Annotated in this window: 24 protein-coding genes; 11 read left to right on the top strand and 13 right to left on the bottom strand. The window is 71.6% G+C overall.

Annotation, left to right across the window (positions count from 1 at the left end; translation table 11 throughout):
* The first annotated feature begins 11 nt into the window (after positions 1–11).
* Positions 12–524, top strand: coding sequence for a hypothetical protein (locus ADK65_RS35170; RefSeq protein ID WP_053675462.1), 513 nt, complete (start codon positions 12–14; stop codon positions 522–524).
* Positions 525–537: 13 nt separating this feature from the next.
* Here ADK65_RS35170 and ADK65_RS35165 read toward each other — a convergent pair whose 3' ends face one another.
* On the bottom strand, positions 538–1,452 hold the full coding sequence (locus ADK65_RS35165) for a helix-turn-helix domain-containing protein (RefSeq protein WP_053675460.1): 915 nt from the start codon (positions 1,450–1,452) through the stop codon (positions 538–540).
* A gap of 181 nt (positions 1,453–1,633) precedes the next feature.
* Here ADK65_RS35165 and ADK65_RS35160 point away from each other — a divergent pair, with 181 nt between their 5' ends.
* From ADK65_RS35160 to ADK65_RS35150, 3 genes are all read left to right on the top strand, one after another.
* The gene (locus ADK65_RS35160) at positions 1,634–2,674 is read left to right on the top strand and encodes an NAD(P)-dependent alcohol dehydrogenase (protein ID WP_053675457.1); all 1,041 of its coding nucleotides are present in this window, start codon (positions 1,634–1,636) and stop codon (positions 2,672–2,674) included.
* Positions 2,675–2,822: 148 nt separating this feature from the next.
* Positions 2,823–3,206 (top strand): VOC family protein, encoded by a 384-nt coding sequence (locus tag ADK65_RS35155; protein ID WP_053675455.1) that lies wholly within the window; start codon positions 2,823–2,825, stop codon positions 3,204–3,206.
* Positions 3,207–3,306: 100 nt separating this feature from the next.
* Positions 3,307–4,068: an SDR family oxidoreductase gene (locus ADK65_RS35150; RefSeq protein ID WP_053675453.1), complete on the top strand. Its 762-nt coding sequence runs from the start codon at positions 3,307–3,309 to the stop codon at positions 4,066–4,068.
* Positions 4,069–4,111: 43 nt separating this feature from the next.
* On the opposite strand, the gene ADK65_RS35145 is transcribed toward ADK65_RS35150, so the two are convergent.
* The 3 genes from ADK65_RS35145 to ADK65_RS35135 all read right to left on the bottom strand — a co-directional run bounded on the left by ADK65_RS35145 (position 4,112) and on the right by ADK65_RS35135 (position 7,134).
* Positions 4,112–5,041, bottom strand: a complete 930-nt coding sequence (locus tag ADK65_RS35145; RefSeq protein WP_053675602.1) for a DUF5829 family protein — start codon at positions 5,039–5,041, stop codon at positions 4,112–4,114.
* Between the two features lie 82 nt (positions 5,042–5,123).
* Positions 5,124–5,816, bottom strand: a complete 693-nt coding sequence (locus tag ADK65_RS35140) for a DUF4389 domain-containing protein (RefSeq protein WP_053675451.1) — start codon at positions 5,814–5,816, stop codon at positions 5,124–5,126.
* A 187-nt stretch (positions 5,817–6,003) separates the two neighbouring features.
* On the bottom strand, positions 6,004–7,134 hold the full coding sequence (locus tag ADK65_RS35135) for an AI-2E family transporter (protein ID WP_078956299.1): 1,131 nt from the start codon (positions 7,132–7,134) through the stop codon (positions 6,004–6,006).
* A gap of 467 nt (positions 7,135–7,601) precedes the next feature.
* On the opposite strand from ADK65_RS35135, the gene ADK65_RS35130 reads away from it, so the two are divergent.
* Positions 7,602–8,135 (top strand): DUF4253 domain-containing protein, encoded by a 534-nt coding sequence (locus ADK65_RS35130; RefSeq protein ID WP_234353044.1) that lies wholly within the window; start codon positions 7,602–7,604, stop codon positions 8,133–8,135.
* A gap of 43 nt (positions 8,136–8,178) precedes the next feature.
* Here the strand turns inward: ADK65_RS35130 and ADK65_RS39860 are convergent, their stop codons facing one another.
* From ADK65_RS39860 to ADK65_RS35115, 3 genes are all read right to left on the bottom strand, one after another.
* Positions 8,179–8,952, bottom strand: a complete 774-nt coding sequence (locus ADK65_RS39860; RefSeq protein WP_063788084.1) for a hypothetical protein — start codon at positions 8,950–8,952, stop codon at positions 8,179–8,181.
* A gap of 6 nt (positions 8,953–8,958) precedes the next feature.
* Positions 8,959–9,627 carry a peptide-methionine (S)-S-oxide reductase MsrA gene (msrA, locus tag ADK65_RS35120; protein WP_053675445.1) on the bottom strand — a complete coding sequence of 223 codons (669 nt, stop codon included), beginning with the start codon at positions 9,625–9,627 and terminating at the stop codon, positions 8,959–8,961.
* Positions 9,628–9,721: 94 nt separating this feature from the next.
* Positions 9,722–10,843, bottom strand: coding sequence for a hypothetical protein (locus tag ADK65_RS35115; protein WP_053675444.1), 1,122 nt, complete (start codon positions 10,841–10,843; stop codon positions 9,722–9,724).
* 119 nt (positions 10,844–10,962) lie between these two features.
* Here ADK65_RS35115 and ADK65_RS35110 point away from each other — a divergent pair, with 119 nt between their 5' ends.
* The gene (locus ADK65_RS35110) at positions 10,963–12,117 is read left to right on the top strand and encodes a cystathionine gamma-synthase (protein ID WP_053675442.1); all 1,155 of its coding nucleotides are present in this window, start codon (positions 10,963–10,965) and stop codon (positions 12,115–12,117) included.
* 22 nt (positions 12,118–12,139) lie between these two features.
* Here the strand turns inward: ADK65_RS35110 and ADK65_RS35105 are convergent, their stop codons facing one another.
* The 3 genes from ADK65_RS35105 to ADK65_RS35095 form a co-directional block, all read right to left on the bottom strand.
* Positions 12,140–12,388 (bottom strand): hypothetical protein, encoded by a 249-nt coding sequence (locus ADK65_RS35105; protein ID WP_053675439.1) that lies wholly within the window; start codon positions 12,386–12,388, stop codon positions 12,140–12,142.
* 22 nt (positions 12,389–12,410) lie between these two features.
* The gene (locus ADK65_RS35100; RefSeq protein WP_053675437.1) at positions 12,411–12,911 is read right to left on the bottom strand and encodes a sigma factor-like helix-turn-helix DNA-binding protein; all 501 of its coding nucleotides are present in this window, start codon (positions 12,909–12,911) and stop codon (positions 12,411–12,413) included.
* A 175-nt stretch (positions 12,912–13,086) separates the two neighbouring features.
* A complete protein-coding gene (locus tag ADK65_RS35095; protein WP_030842436.1) occupies positions 13,087–13,593 on the bottom strand; it encodes a MarR family winged helix-turn-helix transcriptional regulator in 507 nt (168 codons plus the stop codon).
* 163 nt (positions 13,594–13,756) lie between these two features.
* Here ADK65_RS35095 and ilvA point away from each other — a divergent pair, with 163 nt between their 5' ends.
* From ilvA to ADK65_RS35080, 3 genes are all read left to right on the top strand, one after another.
* Positions 13,757–14,986 carry a threonine ammonia-lyase gene (gene ilvA, locus ADK65_RS35090; RefSeq protein ID WP_053675435.1) on the top strand — a complete coding sequence of 410 codons (1,230 nt, stop codon included), beginning with the start codon at positions 13,757–13,759 and terminating at the stop codon, positions 14,984–14,986.
* A gap of 174 nt (positions 14,987–15,160) precedes the next feature.
* Positions 15,161–16,138, top strand: a complete 978-nt coding sequence (locus ADK65_RS35085; protein WP_053675433.1) for an ATP-binding cassette domain-containing protein — start codon at positions 15,161–15,163, stop codon at positions 16,136–16,138.
* Positions 16,135–16,992 carry an ABC transporter permease gene (locus tag ADK65_RS35080; RefSeq protein ID WP_053675431.1) on the top strand — a complete coding sequence of 286 codons (858 nt, stop codon included), beginning with the start codon at positions 16,135–16,137 and terminating at the stop codon, positions 16,990–16,992. The genes ADK65_RS35085 and ADK65_RS35080 overlap by 4 nt, the downstream gene beginning before the upstream one ends.
* A 55-nt stretch (positions 16,993–17,047) precedes the next feature.
* Here ADK65_RS35080 and greA read toward each other — a convergent pair whose 3' ends face one another.
* Positions 17,048–17,545, bottom strand: a complete 498-nt coding sequence (greA, locus tag ADK65_RS35075; RefSeq protein ID WP_053675429.1) for a transcription elongation factor GreA — start codon at positions 17,543–17,545, stop codon at positions 17,048–17,050.
* A gap of 179 nt (positions 17,546–17,724) precedes the next feature.
* A complete protein-coding gene (locus ADK65_RS35070; protein WP_053675427.1) occupies positions 17,725–18,123 on the bottom strand; it encodes a DUF4307 domain-containing protein in 399 nt (132 codons plus the stop codon).
* 147 nt (positions 18,124–18,270) lie between these two features.
* On the opposite strand from ADK65_RS35070, the gene mca reads away from it, so the two are divergent.
* Positions 18,271–19,152 (top strand): mycothiol conjugate amidase Mca, encoded by an 882-nt coding sequence (gene mca / locus ADK65_RS35065; RefSeq protein ID WP_053675425.1) that lies wholly within the window; start codon positions 18,271–18,273, stop codon positions 19,150–19,152.
* Positions 19,145–19,435 (top strand): hypothetical protein, encoded by a 291-nt coding sequence (locus ADK65_RS35060; protein WP_078956298.1) that lies wholly within the window; start codon positions 19,145–19,147, stop codon positions 19,433–19,435. The genes mca and ADK65_RS35060 overlap by 8 nt, the downstream gene beginning before the upstream one ends.
* Before the next feature lie 78 nt (positions 19,436–19,513).
* Here the strand turns inward: ADK65_RS35060 and ADK65_RS35055 are convergent, their stop codons facing one another.
* Positions 19,514–22,714 carry a tetratricopeptide repeat protein gene (locus ADK65_RS35055; protein WP_053675421.1) on the bottom strand — a complete coding sequence of 1,067 codons (3,201 nt, stop codon included), beginning with the start codon at positions 22,712–22,714 and terminating at the stop codon, positions 19,514–19,516.
* Between the last annotated feature and the right edge of the window lie 101 nt (positions 22,715–22,815).

Genomic DNA, 22,815 nt, shown 5'->3' with positions numbered 1-22,815 from the left:
AGGGTCCTGGCATGACCGCCGCAGTGACCGCCATGATCACCGCCGTGGTGGGCGTCCTCGGCACACTCCTCGCACCGGTGCTCAGCCAGCGGTTCTCCGCCCGGCAGCGGGACGAGGAGACCCGGGCCGACGAGCGGCGGCGGCGCTTCGAGGAGCGCAGAGACGCGTACACGGCGATGAACAGGGCCTCACGCCAGTTCCACACGCTGCTGAAGGACGCCCTGCACCGCCTCCGCGACGGGGTCTACGGCGATGCCGAGCGCGACCAACTCGAAGAGACCCGGCGCGACTACCGGGACCGGTACGCCGAGGCCCAGATGATCGTGCCGGAGCGCATCCTCGATGCCTCACGGTCCGTGAACGAGGTCCTCGCGGGCATCGACACGGCGGTCAAGCGGCTCGACCGGGGCGTGGCCCGGGACGGGGAGAGCGCGGAGGGTGCTCTGCGCGAGCTGAAGGAGGCCGAGCCGAGGCTGTCCGCGATGCGCCGGCTGATGCGGGAGGACCTCGGCGTACCGGACTGAGACGCCGGCCCGCTCACTCCGACGGCGTCGAAGCCCTGGCCCCGGAGCGCGTCGCGTCCGCCCCCCAGCTCGCCAGCAGCCGCAGGGCCTCCGCCGACGGGGTGTCCGGCTCCGCGTGGTAGGTGACCAGGGACTGCTCACCGTCGTCGACCAGGCGGAACGTCTCGAAGGAGAGGGTCAGGTCGCCGACCAGGGGATGACGCATGCGCTTGACGCCGTAGCTCTTCTCCTTGACGTTGTGGGCGGCCCACAGCCGGCGGAAGTCCTCGCTCTTCACCGACAGTTCGCCCACCAGCGCCGACAGCCGCGGGTCGTCCGGGTGGCAGCCCGCGTCCATGCGCAGATAGCCGACCATGTCGGCCGCCTTCTGCTCCCACTCCAGGTACAGCTCGCGGTACTCCGGCCGCAGGAACACCATCCGCGCCCAGTTCCGCTCCTGGGCCGGCACCTCCGCCCAGTCGCCGAAGAGGGCCGACGCCATCCGGTTCCAGGCCAGGATGTCGGAGCGGCGTCCGACGATGTACGCCGGGACGGACTCGATCGAGTCCAGCAGATGCCGCAGCGTAGGCCGCACCTGCTGGCTGCGTGCCACCGGCTTCTTCTTGTGCTGCTTCGGCTTCGCCAGATGCGTCAGGTGTGCGTGCTCGGCGTCGTTCAGCCGCAGGGCGCGCGCGATGGCGTCCAGCACCTCCGCCGAGACGTTGCGGCCGTTGCCCTGCTCCAGCCGCGTGTAGTACGCCACGGACACCCCGGCCAGCTGCGCGAGCTCCTCGCGGCGCAGCCCCGGAACCCGCCGCCGCCCGAAGTCGGGCAGCCCCACGTCCTCGGGCTTCAGCCGGGCCCGCCGGGTGCGCAGGAACTCGCTGAGCTCGGCGCGCCGGTCCAGGCCGCCACCGGCCGTCTGCGCGGGTTCGGGCTGTTGGTCCATGCGTTCCAGTATTCACGGTCGTACGCACACGAGCCTGACCCCGCCAGTGGTACGCACCGTGTGCGTACGCAAAACCGTGGTCTGGGTGAGCACGATCGAATCGGGCACGCTGGTGATCGTGCCCGGGCAGAAGATCCAGAAGGCAGCCGGGCACACAACCCCCGCTAGGAGAACCCCCGGCATGACCACTGCTGCTGCGTACGCCGCTCCCGCCCCCAAGGCTCCGCTGGAGCGCACCACCATCGAGCGCCGCGAGGTCCGCGAGTTCGACGTCCTGATCGACATCAAGTTCGCCGGCATCTGCCACTCCGACATCCACCAGGCCCAGGAGGGCTGGGGTGAGGCGATCTTCCCGATGGTCCCCGGCCACGAGATAGCCGGTGTCGTCTCCGCCGTCGGCCCGGGCGTCACGAAGTTCGCCGTCGGCGACCGCGTGGGCGTCGGCTGCATGGTCGACTCCTGCCGCGAGTGCGAGAACTGCAAGGACGGGCGCGAGCAGTACTGCGTGAAGGGCAACGTCCCGACGTACAACGGCATCGGCCACGACGGCGAGCCCACCTACGGCGGCTACGCGCAGAACGTCGTCGTCGACGAGAACTTCGTCGTCCGCATCCCCGACGGCCTCTCCCTCGACGTCGCCGCGCCGCTGCTGTGCGCCGGCATCACCCTCTACTCCCCGCTCCGCCGCTTCGGCGCAGGCCCCGGCAAGAAGGTCGCGATCGTCGGCCTGGGCGGCCTCGGCCACATGGGCGTCAAGATCGCCCACGCGCTCGGCGCCGAGGTGACCGTGCTGTCGCAGTCCCTGCGCAAGCAGGAGGACGGCCTGCGGCTGGGCGCCGACCACTACTACGCCACCAGCGACCCGAAGACCTTCGAGGAGCTGGCCGGCACGTTCGACCTGATCGTGTCCACGGTGTCCGCCCCGCTGGACTTCAACGCCTACCTGTCCCTGCTGAAGACCGAGGGCACCCTGGCCAATGTCGGCGCCCCCGAGGAGCCGATCTCCCTCAACCTCTTCTCGGTGATCGGCGGCGGCAAGACCCTCGCCGGTTCCATGATCGGTGGTATCGCCGAGACGCAGGAGATGCTGGACTTCTGCGCCGAGCACGGCCTCGGCGCCGAGATCGAGCTGATCCGCGCCGACCAGATCAACGAGGCGTACGAGCGCGTCCAGGCCAGCGACGTGCGCTACCGGTTCGTGATCGACACGGCGACGATCTGATCTCCGACCCGTGCACAGCAGCCCTGAGGGCCCCGGCCGCGCGCCGGGGCCCTCAGGGCGTTCGTGATGCACGACGGCGCAAGCGCGGGGTACACGTGGGGGGAGTGCACCGGAGGGTCCGCCGCCACGTACGCCAGGGGAGGCCACCATGACCGTGCAGCTCAACCACACCATCGTCGTCGCCCACGACAAACGCGCCTCGGCCCGGTTCCTCGCCGACCTCCTGGGGCTCGACGTGAGCCCGCCCTACGGCCCCTTCCTCCCGGTCGAGATCCCCAACGGGGTGACGCTCGACTTCATGGACAGCCCGGGCGCCATCACGCCGCAGCACTACGCCTTCCTCGTGTCGGAGGAGGAGTTCGACGAGATCTTCGGCCGCATCCAGGAAGCCGGCCTGACCTACTGGGCGGACCCGTTCCACAGCCGCCCCGGGGAGATCAACCACAACGACGGCGGGCGCGGGGCCTACTTCGACGACCCCGACGGCCACCGCCTGGAGATCATCACGAGGCCCTACGGCAGCGGCGGCTGAGCCGCCCGCACCCTGCCCGCACCCCGGCTCGTCACATCGTCGCGCCGCCGCCCGTCATACCGGCGAAGGCGACACCACGACGAACAACCGGGGAGCAGTCATGACATCACCGATCCTGGTCACCGGCGGCACGGGCACCCTCGGCGTCCACGTCGTCCCGCTGTTGCGCGCGTCCGGCCACGACGTGCGGATCCTCACCCGGAGCGCCCGCCCCGCCGCGGACGGCGTCGAGTACGTCACCGGGGACCTGCTGACGGGCGACGGCGTCGAGGCCGCCGTCCGGGGCGCCGAGACGGTGCTGCACCTGGCGGGCGGCCCCAGGGGCGACGACGAGGCCACCCGCACCCTGGTGGCGGCCGCCGCCCGGGCCGGCGTGCGGCACCTGATCTACGTCTCGGTCATCGGCGCCGACCGCGTCCCGCTGGCCTGGATGCGGACGAAGCTGGAGTCGGAGCGGGCCGTCGCCGAGTCGGGCATCCCGTGGACGACCCTGCGCGCGGCCCAGTTCCACGACCTCGCGCTGACCATGGTCGAGAAGATGGCGAAGCTGCCGGTCTTCCCGGTTCCCGGCGGTCTCCGGCTCCAGCCGGTCGACTCCCGCGAGGTCGCCGCCCGTCTCGCGGAACTGACCCTCGGCGCCCCGTCGGGCCTGGTCCCGGACCTGGCCGGGCCGCACCTGTACGACCTCGCCGCCCTGGCCCGCCCCTACCTCCGCCTGCGCGACAGGCGCCGCCTCATGCTGCCGGTGCGCATCCCCGGGAAGGCGGGGCGGGCGTACCGGGCGGGGCGGAACCTGGCGCCGGCGGGGGCGGAGACGGGGAAGCGGACGTGGGAGGGGTTCCTGGCGGAGAGGCTGGGCTAGGGACTGCCCGACGGGACCGGCCGGACAGCCCCTGGACCCGTCCCTACCCGGCGTCCGGCCGGTCCTGGTCCTCGAAGGTCCACACCGCCCGGGCCCCCGGGCCGACCACGAGGGCCGAGTGTCCGATCCGCTCCACGTGCCGGTACGACACCGGGTGGTTCAGCGCCATCTCGACCTGCTTGAGGCCCACCCGGTCCAGGGGCACGGAGTCGAACCGGATCGTGGTGCCGCCGTCCTTCGCGAGGACGCCCCCGTCCGGCAGGGAGCGCACCGCGAAACCGCCGGCCTTCAGCAGCGGCACGGTGGCGGCGAGGTCGCGTGCGGTCACCGCGAGCCGGATGCCGGTCACGTCCCGCATCAGATGGTCGCGGTAGGCGTCGGACAGGTAGCGCTCCCGGCCCACGTCACCCGGGTGGGAGGCGGGCTCGGTGTTGCTGCGCGGGTCGGCGAAGTACTCCGGCCGGTACTCCATGCCCCAGGCGCCGAAGAGGTCGTACTCGCCGGTGGTGAGGACCGCGTCGAACCAGGGCACGGGGACGCCGTCGCCGAAGTCGCGCGTCTGCGGGAACTCGACCGGGTCGCTGATCCCGGCCTTCCGCAGCCGCTCGACCACCGTGGGCAGATCCCCGGCACGCTCGGTGGACACGCCCAGGCCGGCGGCGCCCAGGGTGCCGTCCTTGCCCGGTACGTCGCCCACTCCGAACAGCTCGAAGTAGGTCTCGCGCCCCATCAGGTAGCGGCCGGTCCAGGTCTGCCCGCCGGAGCCGGTCGTGGTGCGGACCAGGAAGTTCGCGAAGTCCCGAAGGTAGGAGGAGTGCTCGATGGCGTCCGCGGTCTGCCGGTCGAACACGCCGTAGGCGTGGTTGTAGAACAGCAGGTGCCGCCCGTCCGGGTTTCCGTTCTCCTGCGCCCGTGCCGTGCTCACGCCGCCCTGGACCGCCCCCGCGAGGGCCAGAGCGACGACCATGATCAGCTGTAACGCTCTTCTGAGAACCATGCGAGGGAGCGTAGGGCGGGAGGAATCGATTCCGCTGTGGATTGTTCCCTTTGCGGGATCAGACCTTGGTCAGTGGGTCCGTCGGCGGCGGTGCTGCCGCCGGCGGCGGTGAGGGCTCCTGCCCGCCCTGGTCGAGCCGGAACGGCGGGTACTGGTCCGTGAGCAGCGTGGCGTAGGCCGCCACCCGGGCCGCCCAGCGGGCGAGGCCGATCAGGAAGTCGAAGAGGTGCCGCGGGTAGCGGGCGGTGAAGAGCAGGATGACGACGGCCACCAGGGAGAGGAAGGGCAGCAGCCCGCCACCCCGCCAGTCGTCCCCGCCCCAGCCGCCCCCGACGATCATCCCGACCACGATGTACTGCGGGATCGCCAGCAGCCACCACTTCACCAGGACCAGTCCGCGCGACAGCCGTTCGGGATACGCGACGTCGAAGCGCGCCGGGTAGTCGGGCACGTCGGCGAGGGTGAAGGGCGGATAGCGGTCGGTGCCGAGCGCGGTGTGCGCGTAGTAGCCGACCCGCCAGTTCCAGCGCAGTACGCCGACGCTGAAGTCGAAGAGGGGCCGCGGATAGCGGGCGGTGAACAGGACGGCGAAGAAGGCGATCACGGTCACGACGGTGAAGGCGATCCACAGGAACACCAGCACGATGTAGTGCGGGATGGCGAGCAGCCATTTCACCAGCCACATCCACCGGGACAGGCGGGGATCGACGGACGCCTCCAGACGCACGGGTGACGCGGCGACAGCAACCATGGGGCGGCTCTCCTCTCGCCTGCAGACTCGCAAGCGAGGAGGAGCCGCGCGACCCGGGCAGGGCCGTTCGCGCGTCGGTGCGGCCGGGTGCCCCCCCGGGGGCGCAGCGGCCGGGTGCCCAGGCCACCGCGCCCGCGCGCCTCAGGCCACCGCGCCCGCGCGCCTCAGGGCCGCCGCGACCGTGCCGCTACGACGGGACGGCTGCTCCGGTATCCGGCTCGTCGGCGCCCGGCTCGTCGGCCGCCGTTTCGCCCCCCGGATCGACGAGCTGCTCGCGCACGTAGTTCCAGACCACCGCGATCAGCGCCGCCACGGGCACGGCGAGCAGGCTGCCCACGATGCCGGCCAGGTTGCCGCCCAGCGTCACCGCCAGCAGGACGACGGCCGCGTGCAGACCCAGGCCCCGGCTCTGGATCATGGGCTGGAAGACGTTGCCCTCCAGCTGCTGCACCACCACGATGATCGCCAGCACGATCAGCGCGTCCGTCAGACCGTTGGACACGAGCGCGATGAGCACCGCCACGAAGCCGGCGAACAGGGCGCCGATGATCGGCACGAACGCCGAGACGAACGTCAGCACCGCCAGCGGAAGCACCAGCGGCACACCCAGGATCCACAGGCCGAGCCCGATCAGGACGGCGTCGAGCAGGCCGACGGCCGCCTGGGACCGTACGAAGGCGCCCAGGGTGTCCCAGCTGCGCGCGCACACGGTCGGCACGTCGGTGGCGAAGCGGCCGGGCAGCTGACGGGAGAGCCACGGCAGGAACCGCGGGCCGTCCTTCAGGAAGAAGAACATCAGGAAGAGCGCGAGGACGGCGGTGACGACGCCGTTCACCACGGTGCTCACCCCGGTGACGACGGCGCCCACCATGCTGCCGACGCCCTCCTGGGCGCGGGAGACCGCGCTGTCGAAGGCCTGGTTGATCTGCGCGTCCCCGATGTTCAACGGCGGCCCGGCGGCCCACTCGCGAAGCCGCTGGATCCCCTCCACGACACCGTCGGTCAGCTCCCCGGACTGGGAGGCCACCGGTACGGCGATCAGCGCCACCACACCGACGGCGACCAGCAGGAACAGCACGGTCACGACCGACGCCGCCAGCGCGGGCGGCCACCCCCGGCGACGCAGCAGCCGGGCCGCGGGCCAGGTCAGCGTGGTCAGCAGCAGCCCGACCACCAGCGGCCACACCACGGACCACATCCGGCCCAGCAGCCACAACGCCACGGCGGACATGGCGAGCACCAGCAGCAACTCGGCGGAAACCCGCGCGGATGTCCGCAGTGCGGCACGGGACCTGTCGGAACTCAAGGGCGCAGTCACGCAGGCACCCTACGGGCTGACCGGGCGCCCGCAGCAGCCCGGTACCCCGGGAACGGACCGTCAGCGCACGGTGTCCATGCTGAGAATGCGCAGGGCCGCTTCGATCTGTGCCCGCGTGGGGGGTCTTGTCGAGAGAATCACCATGGGCCCTGCCCGCAGTTCAGCACCAGGGACACGAGTGAAAGGGAAGAGCGATGCGGGGCGACCCCATGGACAGGCTCGCTGCCGAGCTGGGTGTGCCTGCGGAGCAGGTGCGAACGGCTCGCATCCCGGGAGGGGGAGTCCTTTTCGGTTTCCGGTGCGAGCCAGGGGCGTGTCTCGACGTGTGGAGACGCGCACGTGAGCGATACGGATCCACCGGGTTGTGGCCCTTCGTCTCTCACACCTCACCGAGCCGGTGGGAATGGGCGGGCGCAGCCGGCGACAGCCGCGCCGACGAGGGCCGACAGCCGATCGTCGAGAGGCTGATGGAGCTGCAAGCGAACGACCTTCTCACGGAAGCGCAGTGGTTCAGAGGGCCCGAGGCACACCCGACCCCCGCACGCGACTTCGAGGACCTGGCCCGGCGACTCGCGGATTCCACTCCGGCGGCCGGGGCGCGGGCCCCCAGGTCCGCGCAGTCCCTGCTCGCCACCTTCTTCGCAGAGCCCCCCGAGTGGATCTGCCTTGTCTCCACCGAGGATCCCTCCGGTCTCCCGGAACTCCTGGACGCACCGTTCACGCCGAACCACACGCCGTTCCCCGGCGGGGAAGGACTGTCCTACTGGGACCACGCGAGCGTACTGCGGGCGTGGCACGACCGGTACGGTGCGGAGATCTGCTACCTCGACACCCACGAGGTGATGCTGTCGGTGGAGCACCCTCCGGCGGCCCCATCGGAGGCAGCACGGGTCGCGATCGAGCACTACGCCTACTGCCCTGACCTGGACCAGGTCATTGGAGGGTTGCCCGAGGTCGCTGTGCAGGTCCCGACGCGAACCTGGTTCTTCTGGTGGGACTGAGCAACCATCCGCCTGCAGTTCGCCGGCAGCCCGGCCCGGGGGTTCATTCCGGTGCGAGCGCGTAGCGCGCCATGATGTCGAAGAGCAGTTCAACACGGCTTCGGACACGGCTGTCCACGGTCCCCTCGACACTCACGGACACCTCGTCGCCGTCCACGGATCGGGCGATGTGGAGATCGACGCGGTCGCGCCCGACGAGGGGGTAGGTGTACCAGGCCGAGCGGGGCTGGTCGTCGTCGGTCTCGGGCAGTGCCGTGTCGACGGCCAACCAGTCGCTGTCGTCGAAGTCGTATTCCACTTCCGCCGCGAGGTACTCGCAGAATGGGCGGAGATTGCTCGACCAGATCCAGCCTGCCGCGACCGTCCTGCTCGGCTGCGTGCCGGGCGATGAGCCGACCACGGTGTCGAGGTCCTCGTGCAGACAGTCCAGTGAGCGGTGCGTCGGCTCTCCCGCGGGTGTCGTCTCCGTGAGAACCCATCCGGGCATCTGCTGTCGTATGCCGGCGGAGAGGCCGTCGCTGTCCGGGTCCGCCAGTCGGCGCAAGACGCAGAAGGCCATCTCACGGGCAACGTGGCGAGCAAGGCGCCCGAGATCCATCGTGGGATCCGACCCGGTCGACCCCTCGGCGTCACTGCCGTCGCGGAGGGCGCTGACCGAAGCCGTGTCCCACGCCTCGATGTCTTGCGACAGTGCTCGCAGGAACCGGTACCGAGCCAGCTGAGGAAGGTTCTCCGCGACCTCTGACTCAGCCCAGCCTTGCGGATCGTCAGCGCCGAGAGCCGCGAACAGTCGTGTGATCTTCTCGTTGTCGCTCACTTCGAATCAGCCGTCGGCCTTGGCAACACCTGTCGGGCAGGACACCCCAGTGCCGCCGATGCCGCAGTAGCCCGCGGGGTTCTTGTCCAGGTACTGCTGGTGGTAGCCCTCCGCCGGATAGAAGGGGCGGCCCTCAGTCGTGACGATCTCCGTGGTGACGGTGCCGTAGCCGGAGGACGTCAGGACCTTCTGGTACGCCTCACGGGACGCCTTGGCGCCGGCCTCCTGGGCGGGGGTGTGGGTGTAGACGGCCGAGCGGTACTGCGTGCCCACGTCGTTGCCCTGCCGGAAGCCCTGCGTCGGGTCGTGCGACTCCCAGAACGTCTTCAGGAGACGCTCGTACGAGATCTGCTCCGGGTCGAAGACCACCCGTACGACCTCGGTGTGGCCGGTCAGGCCCGAGCAGACCTCCTCGTACGTGGGGTTCTCGGTGTGGCCGCCCTGGTAGCCGACGAGAGTCGTCCACACACCGGCCGGGAGCTGCCAGAACGTGCGCTCGGCGCCCCAGAAGCAGCCCAGGCCGAAGTCGGCGGTCTCCAGGCCCTCGGGGTACGGGCCGAGCAGCGGGTTGCCGAGGACGGCGTGGCGGTCGGGGACCGTGAACGCCGGCTCCGGGCGCCCGGGCAGCGCCTGATCGGCGGCCGGCAGCTGAGGCGTACGGCTGTGCGGGAACATGCGGTCTCCAATCGGGGCGACGCCCTCGTCAACGTGGCGCCGGCGCCCGGAATTCCGGCAGGTCCCGGGCCCGGCACGGCGGCCCGGGCGGGATTCAGTGCGGCAGGCTCGCCGGGCTGCCGCCGTTCGCCTCGTAGCCCGCCACCGCCAAAGCCCGGTACACCGCGAACTCCGCCGCCGGGTCGGCGGACAGCGTCCAGGGCAGGGCGCCCACGTGGCCGTCGATGTGCACCAGCTGGTTCATGGCCTCCGCCCAGCGCTCACCGCGGACCAGGAAGAACACCAGCATGTGCCGGACATGGGCCAGCATCGGGTCGTCGGGACGGGCCGAGTGCACCGCGTGCAGCGCGCCGTGGACCGCCTTCGTGACGACCTCGCTCTGCCAGAAGCTCGCGACGAGGGTCACCTCGGGGAGGTGCTCGAACACCGCGAACAGCGGCATCGCCGCCAGGAGGGAACCCCGGGGCGCCCGGGCCGCCGCGGCCTCGGCGAACGCGTACGCCTCCCCGCGCGAGCCGTGCCACTTCTCGCACCAGTAGTGCAGCGCCGCCAGGTGCGCCCCCATGTGGGCCGGAGCGCGGTCAAGGATCTTCAGCCAGATCTGCTCGAAGTCCTTCTGGGAGTAACCGAGGCCGCGCGCCACCGACAGCTCGACGATGTACGGGATCGGGTCCCCGGGGGCGAGCAGTGCCGCCTCACCGCACGCCGTCCTGGCCTCCTCCATGATGATCCGGAACTCGTCCGTCCCCGGCGTCGCCGTCCGCCACGCCTGCTGCACCAGGAACTCGGCGTGCACCGCCGCACCGCCCGCGTCCTTGGGCGCCTCGGCCCGCCACACCCGCAGCCACTGCCCGCCCGGCGCCTCGCTCACCCCGCCGGGCCGCCGCGCGAGCTCCAGCGAGGCCGCGCCCGCGAAGGCCTGCACACGCTGCCAGCGCCGCTCGCCCTCCGTCTCCGTGCCCGCCAGGAGCTGCTGCGCGGCGCGGTGGTCCTGCGTGCGCTGCACCACGTCCAGGACGTCCAGCAGGTCCTGGTCGGGGCCCGGCATGCGGATGTCGAGCTCCTCCTCCCGGACGAAGCCGTAGTTCGCCGGGTCCGCCGCGTCCGGGTGGTCGGGCGAGACCAGCCCTGTCGCACCACCGCGCTTGCGCCGCAGGAAGGGGAGCAGCACGAAGCCCAGCATGACCAGCGCGATCAGGACCCAGAGAATCTCCATGCGTCAAGCGAACCAGACCGCGCCGACAATTGGCCAACCTGCTCCCCGAACCTGTGGAAAACCCCCGCTCGGTTCCGTCCCCCGGCACACGGCGCTCCGGCGCACTACCCTCGGTGCCCATGAGCGACAGGCACATCAGTCAGCACTTCGAGACGCTCGCGATCCACGCGGGCAACACCGCCGACCCCCTGACGGGCGCGGTCGTCCCGCCGATCTACCAGGTCTCGACCTACAAGCAGGACGGCGTCGGCGGGCTGCGCGGCGGCTACGAGTACAGCCGCAGCGCCAATCCCACCAGGACCGCGCTGGAGGAGAACCTCGCCGCCCTGGAGGGCGGCCGCCGCGGGCTCGCGTTCGCGTCCGGGCTGGCGGCCGAGGACTGCCTGCTGCGCACGCTGCTCGCCCCCGGCGACCACGTGGTCATCCCCAACGACGCCTACGGCGGCACGTTCCGCCTGTTCGCCAAGGTCGTCGCCCGCTGGGGTGTCGAGTGGTCGGTCGCCGACACCAGCGACCCGGCGGCCGTCCGGGCCGCCGTCACCCCGAAGACCAAGGTCGTCTGGGTGGAGACGCCCTCCAACCCGCTGCTCGGCATCACCGACATCGCCGCCGTGGCGCAGGTCGCCCGGGACGCCGGGGCCCGCCTCGTCGTCGACAACACCTTCGCCACGCCCTACCTCCAGCAGCCGCTGTCGCTGGGCGCGGACGTCGTCGTGCACTCGCTGACCAAGTACATGGGCGGTCACTCCGACGTCGTCGGCGGCGCCCTGATCACCGGTGACACGGCGCTGGGCGAGGAACTGGCCTTCCACCAGAACGCGATGGGCGCGGTCGCCGGGCCCTTCGACTCCTGGCTGGTGCTGCGCGGCACCAAGACCCTCTCCGTGCGCATGGACCGGCACAGCGAGAACGCGGTCAAGGTCGCCGACATGCTCACCCGTCACCCGCGCGTGACGAGCGTGCTGTACCCGGGCCTGCCGGAGCACCCCGGTCACGAGGTGGCCGCCAAGCAGATGAAGTCCTTCGGCGGCATGGTCTCCTTCCGCGTCGAGGGCGGCGAGGAGGCGGCCGTCGAGGTCTGCAACCGCGCCAAGATCTTCACGCTGGGCGAGTCCCTGGGCGGCGTCGAGTCGCTGATCGAGCACCCCGGCCGCATGACGCACGCCTCCGTGGCCGGATCGGCCCTGGAGGTCCCCGCCGACCTGGTGCGGCTGTCCGTCGGCATCGAGAACGCCGAGGACCTGGTGGAGGACCTTCAGCAGGCGCTCGGCTAGAGGGGTACGGCCCCTGGCGGGGTCACCAGCCGGTGAGGGGTGGAGTCGTGTCGGACGGCGGCTCCACCCAGGGGCGCGCCGTCAGCGCCCACACCGTGAACGCCACGGCCGCCGCGCACAGCAGCAGCCACATCAGACGGCGGGCGAGCGCCCTGCGCCGCAGCATGCGGCCACCGCGGCGCACCGCCTCCGCGTGGATCTCGGGCGGCAGCGGCCGCGCCGGCCGCTCCAGGAGCCTGCGTACGGCCGCCTCGCGGTCGTTCCCGCTCATGCCGCCCTCCGGCCGGCCGCGCTCACCGCGTCGCCTTCGTGGCCGTCACCGCCGGGGCCGCGCCCCGCGAACGGTGCAGCAGGGCCGAGGTCGCCCGGTGACAGATCGCCCGCACGCGTTCCGGGGACAGACCGAGCAGGGCGGCCGTCTGCTCCTCGGCGACACCCTCGTGGAGCCGGAGCACCAGAATCAGCCGTTCCTGCGGGGTGAGCGGCGCCAGAGGGTTCGCGGGGTGCGGCCGGGCGCGTCCGAGCGCCCCGTGCCGGTGCCAGGCGCCGCGCGCGAAACGGGTCGCGAGCTGCCGGCGGGTGCGGTCGTACGGATCCTCGCCGTGCAGCCGGTCCCAGCCCGCGTACGTGTGCGCCAGGGACAGTGTCAGCAGGCGCCGCGCGCGGGGGTTGTCGTCGGGGGACTCGCCGGTGAGCAGCGTGGCGGCGTGCAGCAGCCGCCCGGCCGCGCCCGCGACGAACGCCTCGAACTCCCGGGCGCGACGGGCCGCCCGGGACGCATGCCTCTCCAGCACCGCACCTCCCGCCCTACGGCCACCCCGAGGATGCGGACCCCGGCCGCGCGCGACGGGGGCCCGGTCTCATATCAGGCCAGGGACGGCCCGGAGGTCAAGAGCCGCGCACGGCTCGGACGGTGCCACGCACGCCTGGAGCCCGGACCGTGGCACCGCATGCGGCGCGGTACGGCGGTCAGGACTCCGGCTGCGCCTCCGGCCCCGGCACCCCCTGCGCCGCCATCCGGGAGGACAGCGCGGTGTTGAAACGCGTGAGGAGACCGCAGAACGCCTCGCGCTCGTCGGGCTCCCAGTCGTGCGTCAGCTCGGCCATCAACTGCCGTCGGGAGGAACGCACTTCCTCCAGCCGGGCCTGCCCGCGCGGGGACAGCTGCAGCACGACCGCGCGCCCGTCCTCGGGATGCGAGGTGCGCTTCACCAGACCGGTGTCGACGAGCGGAGCCACCTGCCGGGTGACCGTCGACGAGTCGATCCCCATGCTCGCGGCGAGCGCCTTGACGCCCATCGGACCTTCCTTGTCGAGGCGGTTGAGCAGCAGATACGCGGCACGGTCCATGGAGTTGCGCACCTGCCCGACCCCGCCGAGCCGGGTCTGTTCGGCACGGCGGGCGAACAGCGCCACCTCGTGCTGCAGCGTGTCGAGAAGACCGGTGTCACCGACGGTCGTCATGTCCATCGACATTTCAGGTGTTGTGGGCATGGCCGGGGGCTCACTTCGTGGAGGGCTGGCAGATTGGGGGACAGGGTACGCGGCCGGAGGGCAGGCCGTACCGGCGCTGCGCAAAGCGGGTCTCGGAGGTTGGTCACAACGGTCGTTCCCGCCTGTGAACTGCGATGCTGGAGTCATGAGCTACAGCACGGCTGACTCCTTTCGGCCCGTCACCCTCGACGACGTGCGCGGCGCGCAGAAGATGCTGTCGGGCGTGGCGCGGGTGACCGCGATGGAGGGCAGCAGGCACCTGTCCCAGACGGTCGGCGCGCCGGTGCACCTCAAGTGCGAGAACCTCCAGCGGACGGGCTCGTTCAAGCTGCGCGGCGCGTACGTGCGGATCGCCGGTCTGCTTCCGGAGGAGCGTGCCGCCGGTGTCGTCGCCGCGAGCGCCGGCAACCACGCGCAGGGCGTCGCCCTCGCGTCCTCCCTCCTGGGCGTGCGCTCCACGGTGTTCATGCCGAAGGGCGCCCCGCTGCCCAAGGTGAGCGCCACCCGGGACTACGGCGCGGAGGTGCGGCTGCACGGCCAGGTGGTCGACGAGACGCTGGCCGCCGCGCAGGAGTACGCGGCCGAGACGGGCGCGGTGTTCATCCACCCCTTCGACCACCCCGACATCATCGCGGGCCAGGGCACGGTCGGCCTGGAGATCATGGAGCAGTGCCCCGAGGCGCGCACGGTCCTCGTCGGCATCGGCGGGGGCGGGCTGGCCGCCGGGATCGCGGTGGCGGTCAAGGCGCTGCGCCCGGAGGTGCGGGTCGTGGGCGTGCAGGCGGCGGGCGCGGCGGCCTATCCGCCCTCGCTGGCCGCGGGCCGGCCGGTGTCGGTGGAGAATCCGGCGACGATGGCCGACGGCATCAAGGTCGGGCGGCCGGGCGACGTGCCGTTCAGGATCGTCGGCGAGCTTATCGACGAGGTGCGCACGGTCACCGAGGACGAGCTGTCCGCCGCGCTGCTGCTGTGCCTGGAGCGGGCCAAGCTGGTCGTGGAGCCGGCCGGGGCGAGCCCGGTCGCGGCGCTGCTGAGCGACCCCGGCGCCTTCGAGGGCCCGGTCGTCGCGGTGCTGTCCGGCGGCAACGTCGATCCGGTGCTGATGGAGCGGGTGCTGCGGCACGGCATGGCCGCGCAGGGTCGCTACCTGGCGGTCCGGCTACGACTGACGGACCGGCCCGGCGCCCTCGCCACCCTTCTGGGCGTGTTGTCAGTGGTCGACGCTAACGTCCTTGATGTGAGCCATGTACGGACCGACCCGCGGCTCGGGCTCACGGAGGCGGAGGTCGAGCTGCACCTGGAGACGAAGGGCCCGGCGCACTGCGCCGAGGTGGGCCAGGCGCTGCGCGAGGCGGGCTACACGGTCATCGGCTGAGCGGGCACCCGGCCCGGTCGGGAGCCCGCCCCGCGGTCCGCTCAAGATCCCTTCGTAACACGGAGAGCTACGCGGAAAAACTCGTTGTGAGACGCGATACATCGCGTTATGGTGTGTCGGTGAGAAGCGTTACCGGACACCTGTCCAGTCATCCCCGAAGACGTGGAGACTCATATGCCAGGCGCCATCTACGCCGAAGGTCTGGTCAAGACCTTCGGTGATGTAAAGGCCTTGGACGGCGTCGACCTCGACGTGCCCGAAGGCACCGTCCTCGGCCTGCTCGGGCCGAACGGCGCGGGCAAGACCACCACCGTCCGCTGCCTGACCACCCTGCTGCGGCCCGACAGCGGGCGGGCGGTCGTCGCGGGCATCGACGTGCTGAAACAGCCCGACGCGGTCCGCCGCTCCATCGGCCTGTCCGGCCAGTTCGCGGCCGTCGACGAATACCTCACCGGCCGGGAGAACCTCCAGATGGTCGGGCAGCTCTACCAGATGCGGGCCAAGGCCGCGAAGAAGCGCGCGGCCGAACTGCTCGAGCAGTTCCACCTCATCGAAGCCGCCGACCGCCCCACCAAGACCTACTCCGGAGGCATGCGCCGCCGCCTCGACCTCGCGGCGGCCCTGGTCGTCTCGCCGCCCGTGATGTTCATGGACGAGCCGACCACCGGCCTCGACCCCCGCAACCGTCAGCAGCTGTGGGAGGTCATCAAGCGGCTGGTCTCCGGCGGCACCACCCTGCTGCTCACCACCCAGTACCTGGAGGAGGCCGACCACCTGGCCCACGACATCGCGGTGGTCGACCACGGCAAGGTCATCGCCAAGGGCACCTCCGACCAGCTCAAGGCCCGCACCGGCGGCGAGCGCGTCGAGGTCGTGGTGCACCAGCGCGAGCACATCCAGGCCGCCGCGGAGGTCCTCGCGGGCTTCGGCAAGGGCGAGACCACCGTCGAGGACCACATGCGCAAGCTCACCGCCCCCGTGACCGGCGGCGCCAAGCTCCTCGCCGAGGTCATCCGCGAACTGGACACGCGCGGCATCGAGATCGACGACATCGGCCTGCGCAGGCCGACCCTGGACGACGTCTTCCTGTCCCTCACCGGGCACGTGGCCGAGGCCAAGGACCAGGAGAACGACAAGGAGGCCGCCCAGTGAGCGCCGTCACCGACACCGTGCGGGTCGCACCGGCCGCGAACCCGGTCAGCCGGTCGATCCGGGACTCGATGGTCGTCGCCAAGCGGAACTTGATTCGCATGTCACGGATTCCCGAGATGATCATCTACGGGCTGATCCAGCCGATCATGTTCGTGGTGCTGTTCACCTACGTCTTCGGCGGCTCCATGCAGATCGGCAACAGCACCAGCGCCGCCGACTACAAGAACTTCCTGATGGCGGGCATCTTCGCGCAGACCGTCACCTTCGCCACCGCCAGCTCCGGCGCCGGCATCGCCGACGACATGCACAAAGGACTCATCGACCGCTTCCGCTCCCTGCCCATGGCACGCGGCGCGGTCCTCACCGGCCGCACCCTCGCCGACTCCGTGCAGACCGCCCTCACCCTGGTCGTCCTCGCCGTCGTCGCCCTGCTGGTCGGCTGGCGCGTCGGGTCGGACGGCAGTACCAACGCCGCCAAGGTCCTCGCGGCCTTCGGTCTGCTGCTCCTGCTCGGCTACGCGTTCACCTGGATCGGCGCCCTGATCGGCATGTCGGTGAAGACCCCCGAGGCGGCCACGTCCAGCGGCCTCATCTGGCTCTTCCCCGTCACGTTCATCTCCAACGCCTTCGTGGACACCAGCCATATGACCCCGTGGCTGCGCCACGTCGCGGAGTGGAACCCCTTCAGCGCCACGGTCCAGGCCTGCCGCGTGCTGTTCGCCAACCCGGGACAGTCCCCGTCGGACGCCTGGCCCATGCAGCACCCCGTGTGGGCCTCGCTGATCTACTCGATCCTGATCCTGGTGGTCTTCCGGACCCTGGCGGTGCGCAAGTACCGCTCGGCGACGGCATGACGATGCCCCCGGCGCCGCAGCGGTGCCGGGGGCAGGTCAGGGATCGGGTGGCCGGTCAGCCCTCGTACGGCTCGGCCTTGAGGATCTTCACCAGGGCCTTCTTGCCGTTCGGCAGCTCGTACTCCGCGTCCTCACCGACCTTGTGGCCGATCACACCGCTGCCCAGCGGGGACTGCGGCGAGTAGGTCTCGATGTCGGAGCTCGCGTACTCGCGGGACGCGAGCAGGAACGTCAGCGTGTCGTCCTCGTCACCGTCGAAGGCGATCGTGACGACCATGCCGGGCGCCACCGCACCGTCCGCCGCGGGCGCTTCGCCGACCTTGGCGTTCTCGAGGAGCTGGGTGAGCTGGCGCACACGGAGCTCCTGCTTGCCCTGCTCCTCCTTGGCCGCGTGGTACCCGCCGTTCTCACGCAGGTCGCCCTCTTCGCGCGCCGCGGCGATCTTCGCGGAGATCTCCGCCCGCGCGGGACCAGTAAGGTGCTCAAGCTCAGCCTTGAGCTTGTTGTACGCCTCCTGGGTCAGCCAGGTGACGTTCTCGCTGGTCTGGGTCACAGGTGCTCCTCGTAGGTACTGGGAATACAAAGCATCGCCCTACCCAGAAGAATGTTCCTTCACGGAAGGGCGAAACCACGAGCCTAACAATTCAGGGGCCCTAGGGGGAGGACATAAGCGACCAGAATCACGTCAATGCAGGTCAGGCTCTCCGCATTCCAGGTGATGCCGAGCGGTCGTCAGCCGGCGTGGCAGCCCAGCAGCTCGGCCGTCGTCCCCGGGGAGGTCGTACGGAGCGTGACGACCTTGTCGATGCGGGTCCCGTCCCCGTCGAAGCGGAAGTCCGCCCGGCCCACCTCGGCGCCGTTCTCGGCCTGCGAGCGCACGGTGCAGTAGCCGTCCGTGCCGGCGTCCTTGCGGACCTCCAGATGCACCTGCACGGACCTCTTGCCCGGCTCGAAGCTGATCACCTCGGCGCTGATCTCGTTCTTGACGACGTAGTGGTAGCCGAACCAGCCGACGAGCCCCATCAGTGCCACCGCGAGGACGGCACCCACGACCTTGAGCGTGCGGTCGGCGCGCTCGTCCGAGGAACGGCCGTAACGGCCCTCGGGCAGTCGCGTGCTCGCCGAACTCATGATCGTCCTCCAGGCAGGGCCGGGACCGAGGTCCCGGAAGGGGCTCCAGGGCCGGGCCCCGGAATTATTCGCCCCCCGATTCGGTCACTATAGAAGCCGCTGATTGCGCCGACGCACACCGGGCGCCGACTTACTGAGGATTGAGTCTTGACTGACCAGTTGCGACTGATGGCCGTTCACGCCCACCCCGACGACGAGTCGAGCAAGGGCGCCGCGACCATGGCGAAGTACGTGTCCGAGGGGGTGGACGTGCTGGTCGTGACCTGCACGGGCGGGGAACGCGGCTCCATCCTCAATCCGAAGCTCCAGGGCGACGCGTACATCGAGGAGCACATCCACGAGGTGCGCAAGAAGGAGATGGACGAGGCCCGGGAGATCCTGGGCGTCAAGCAGGAGTGGCTCGGCTTCGTCGACTCCGGCCTGCCCGAGGGCGACCCGCTGCCACCGCTGCCGGAGGGCTGCTTCGCCCTGGAGGACGTGGACCACGCGGCCGGCGAGCTGGTGCGCAAGATCCGCGCCTTCCGGCCGCAGGTGATCACCACCTACGACGAGAACGGCGGCTACCCGCACCCCGACCACATCATGACCCACAAGATCTCCATGGTGGCGTTCGAGTCGGCCGCGGACACCGAGAAGTACCCGGAGGCCGAGTACGGCCCCGCCTACCAGCCGCAGAAGCTCTACTACAACCAGGGCTTCAACCGCCCGCGCACCGAGGCCCTGCACCGGGCGATGCTCGACCGCGGCCTGGAGTCCCCCTACGGGGACTGGCTCAAGCGCTGGGAAGAGTTCGGCATGAAGCAGCGCACCCTCACCACGCACATCCCGTGCGGCGAGTTCTTCGAGATCCGCGACAAGGCGCTGATCGCCCACGCCACACAGATCGACCCGGACGGCGGCTGGTTCAAGGTGCCCATGGAGATCCAGCAGGAGGTCTGGCCGACGGAGGAGTACGAGCTGGCGAAGGCCCTCGTCGATACCTCCCTCCCCGAGGACGACCTCTTTGCGGGCATCCGCGACAATGCCTGACATGAGCGCAAGCGCAAGCCTGGCAATGACACACCTCGTCTCCTTCGCCAAGGAGGTCGACGAGGACAAGGTCACCCCCGGCGTCCTCGGTTTCATCGTCTTCGCGGCGATGGCCCTGGCGGTGTGGGCCCTGATGAAGTCCATGAGCCGGCACATGAACCGGGTCGACTTCACCCAGGTCCCGGACCCCGAGGCCGAGCAGTCGGCGGCGGAGCCGCCCCGGGCGGACGGGGAAGCCGCACCAGCGGAGCCTTCCGGTCAGGGCGGCAAGAAGCAGGGCTGACGCCCCCACCCGGGGACGCCACCCGTCGGTGGCCGGCGAGTACCGCCGCCGGCGGGCAGCCCCTCGGGGCCATGGGGCCTACGCCTTCGGATCCACCGCCACCCCCATCACCTCCCGCGCATGCCGGTTCGGCACCATGCCCAGGCGCCAGGCCTGCCAGCCCGCCTCCAGGGTGACGCCCCGCTCCAGCAGCAGCGCGTACGCGTCGACGTAGTCGTCCAGCTTGCCGTCACGCAGGCCGTGGGTCGTACGGGACAGCTGCGCCAGTTCCTCCTGCGCCACCGCCGTACCCACCTCCGTGCCGCCCGGGGCCGCGTAGGGCAGGAGCGTGCAGCGCAGGAAGCGGGCCCAGTCCTCGCCCCGGCGGTCGCCGTAGGACGCGAAGAGCTCCACCGCCTCGTCGCACAGGGCCAGCGCCTGCTGGGTGCGGGCGTTGCCCGCGTCCACGACCACCAGCTCCAGGCACGTCCAGGCCTCTCCGTGGGCGACGCCGATGCGCTGGAAGTCGGCACGGGCGTCGACGAGCAGCTGGCGGGCGAAGCCCGAGTTGCGCAGGGAGCCCGTCTGGGCGGCCCGCTGGTCCCGGGTGACGCGGGCCGAGTGGTGGCGTGCGCAGGCCAGCCCGTAGACGTCCCGCATGCGGGAGAACATCGTGCGGGCCCGCTCCAGCTCGCGGACCGCCTGGTCGAGGTCGCCCGTCTCCTCCAGGGCCTGGCCCAGGTAGTACAGCGTCCAGGCCTCGCCGCGCGCGTCCTCGTTGTCGCGGTGGCGGGCCGCCGCCCCGCGCAGTTCCTCCACCGCCGGGGACGCGTCCCCCGCCACCAGCAGCGCCCGGGCCAGCTGGGTCAGCGCCCAGGCCTCGCCGCGGGCGTCACGGGTGCGCCCGTACAGCTCCAGGGCCGCCCGCAGCTCGGCCTCGGCCCGCGGGACGTCGCCCATGCGCAGCCCCAGCTGACCGAGCTGGAAGTGCGCCCACGCCTGGCCGTGCACGGACTCGCCCGCCCGGTGCAGCACCAGGGACTCGGTCAGCAGCTCCAGGGCCTCTCCCACCCGGGCACGGTCCCGCTCGACGGCCGCCAGGGCGTGCATCGTCCAGGCCCGGTCCGTCGCAAGCTCGGGCGAGGCCTGCAGCGCCAGGGCCTCGCGGAGCTTCTCCGACGCCTCCGTCAGATTGCCCTGGTGGTGCAGGGTGATACCGAGGGAGCACAGCGCACGGGCCGCACCGGCGTCGTGGTGGGCCTCCCGGTAGAGGTCCACGACCGACGCGAGGGTGGTGCGGGCCTTGTCCAGCTCGCCCAGCTGCCGCGCCGCGATACCCGTGCGCCACTGCACCGAGCGGACCAGCAGACCCTCGTCCACCGCCTGCGCCAGCTCACTGATCTCACCCAGCCGGTACAGGTCGCCCCGCAGCAGGCAGTAGTCGCACAGCGCGCCCAGCAGGTTCAGCACCGCCGCCTGGTCCACGCCCTCGGCGTGCCGCAGCGCCGCGGTGATGAAACTCGACTCGTCGTCCAGCCAGCGCAGCGCCTCGTCCAGGGACGTGAAGCCGTACGGGCTGAAGCGGTTGGTGCGGGTCGACATGTTGCCGTCGACCATCCGCAGCACCGAGTCGGCCAGCTCGGCGTAGTTCACGATCAGCCGCTCCTGCGCCGCCGTGCGCTCGGCCGGCTCCTCCTCGTCGAGGAGACGGGCCTGGGCGAAGGAACGGACCAGGTCGTGCAGCCGGTAGCGGTCGCCCCGGACGTGGTCGATCAGACCGGCCCGGGTCAGCACCTGCAGATGCCGCTTGGCCTCCGCCTCGTCCGTGGCCAGCAGCGCGGCGGCCGCCGCCGCACCCAGTGAGGCCCGCCCGGCCAGAGCCAGCCGGCGCAGCAGCCGCCGTACGGTCTCCGGCTGGTCCGTGTAACGCAGCCACAGGGCGCGTTCGACCGGCTCGACCGGTCCGTAGGCGTCGAGGTCCGTCGCCAGCGCCCGAGGGGAACGCGGGCCGAGACCCGAGCCCGCGATGCGCAGCGCGAGCGGCAGCCCGCCGCACAGCTCCCGGACCCGCTCCGCCGCCTCCGCGTCGTACGGCCCGGAACGGTCCTGAGCCGCCGCGCCCAGCAGTTCCTCCGCGCCGGCGGCGTCCAGCGGCTCCACCGCCAGCCGGTGCACCCGGGCGGGCAGGCCCTCCAGTTCCAGCGGGCTCCGCGCGGTCACCAGCACCAGGCTGTCGGACCGCTCCGGAACCAGGGCGCGGATCTGCTCCGCGTCCGAGGCGTCGTCGAGGACGACGGTGACCGGCAGGCCCGTCAGATGCTGGTGGTACAGCTCGCTCAGCCGCTTGACCTGCTGGTCCGGTGAGGAACGCTCCCGGAACAACAGCTGCTCACGGGGCGCGCCGAGCCGGTTCAGCAGGTGCAGCAGGGCGTCACGGGTGGACAGCGGGGCCCCGGCCGGCCCCTCGGCCCGCAGATCGACGACGCAGGCACCGCGGAAGTAGTCCTTCAGATCGTGCGCGGCGTGCACCGCGAGTGTCGTACGGCCGCTGCCGGGCGCGCCGTGCAGCACCACCACGGTCGGCTGCGTCTCGGTGCTCGCGCGGGCCGCCTGCACCCACTGCCGGATCTGCGCCAGCTCCTGCCGACGCCCCGCGAACGGCTCCGCCGGTTGCGGGAGCTGCCCGAAGGACTGCTCCAGCACGTTGCGCCCGCGCGCCGCCGCGCTCTTGTCCGCGCCCCGCAGCCGTGGGCCGCCCGTCTTCTTCGGTCCGGTCGAGGCCGCGAGCACCCGCTGCTGGTCCAGGAACGGCCGGATGCCCCGCACCTCCAGGGCCGTCAGCCACTGCAGCCGCAACTGTTCGGGCCCGCCCGGCTGGCTCACGGCCCCGGCGCGCCGGCTCGCGGCCGGCAGATGCGACCCGACGACCTTCACAACGGTCGCCGCGGCCCCCACGACCCCCACCGTCACACCCGCCCCGAGAGCGGTCCCGGCCCCCGTCCCCAGCGCCATGTCCGCGACGACGGCCGTGAGGGCCGCGACCCCCGCCACCAGCAGCGGCGTCCCGGCGCCGTCCCGGGCGTAGCGCTGCCCGAAGGTCAGCTGACCGGCCGCCGCCTCGTCCAGGGCGCGCGTGTAGGCCTCGTACTCCTCGGACGCGCTCCGCGCCATCACGTCGAGCGCCCCGCGCGCCCGTGCGAGCAGCACCTTCCCGTCGGTGCGGCCGCCCGAGCGCCGCACCTCCTCCTCCACGGCCCGCCCCAGCAGCCGCTCGGCCTCCGCCCGATGAGCGTCCCGCATGTCACGTCCCCCTCCGGCGGCAATTCCTGTGCCTACGAGTGTCCTTGGTGGGAGGCGCGAGCGCGAGGGGGCGACGATCAACGGTTGCGGTCCGGTGGCCT

The organism is Streptomyces sp. NRRL B-1140 (genome assembly GCF_001280065.1).
Classification (GTDB): Bacteria; Actinomycetota; Actinomycetes; order Streptomycetales; family Streptomycetaceae; genus Streptomyces.
Note: the sequence above shows the minus strand (reverse complement) of the source record. Positions and strands in the feature narration are given on the sequence as shown.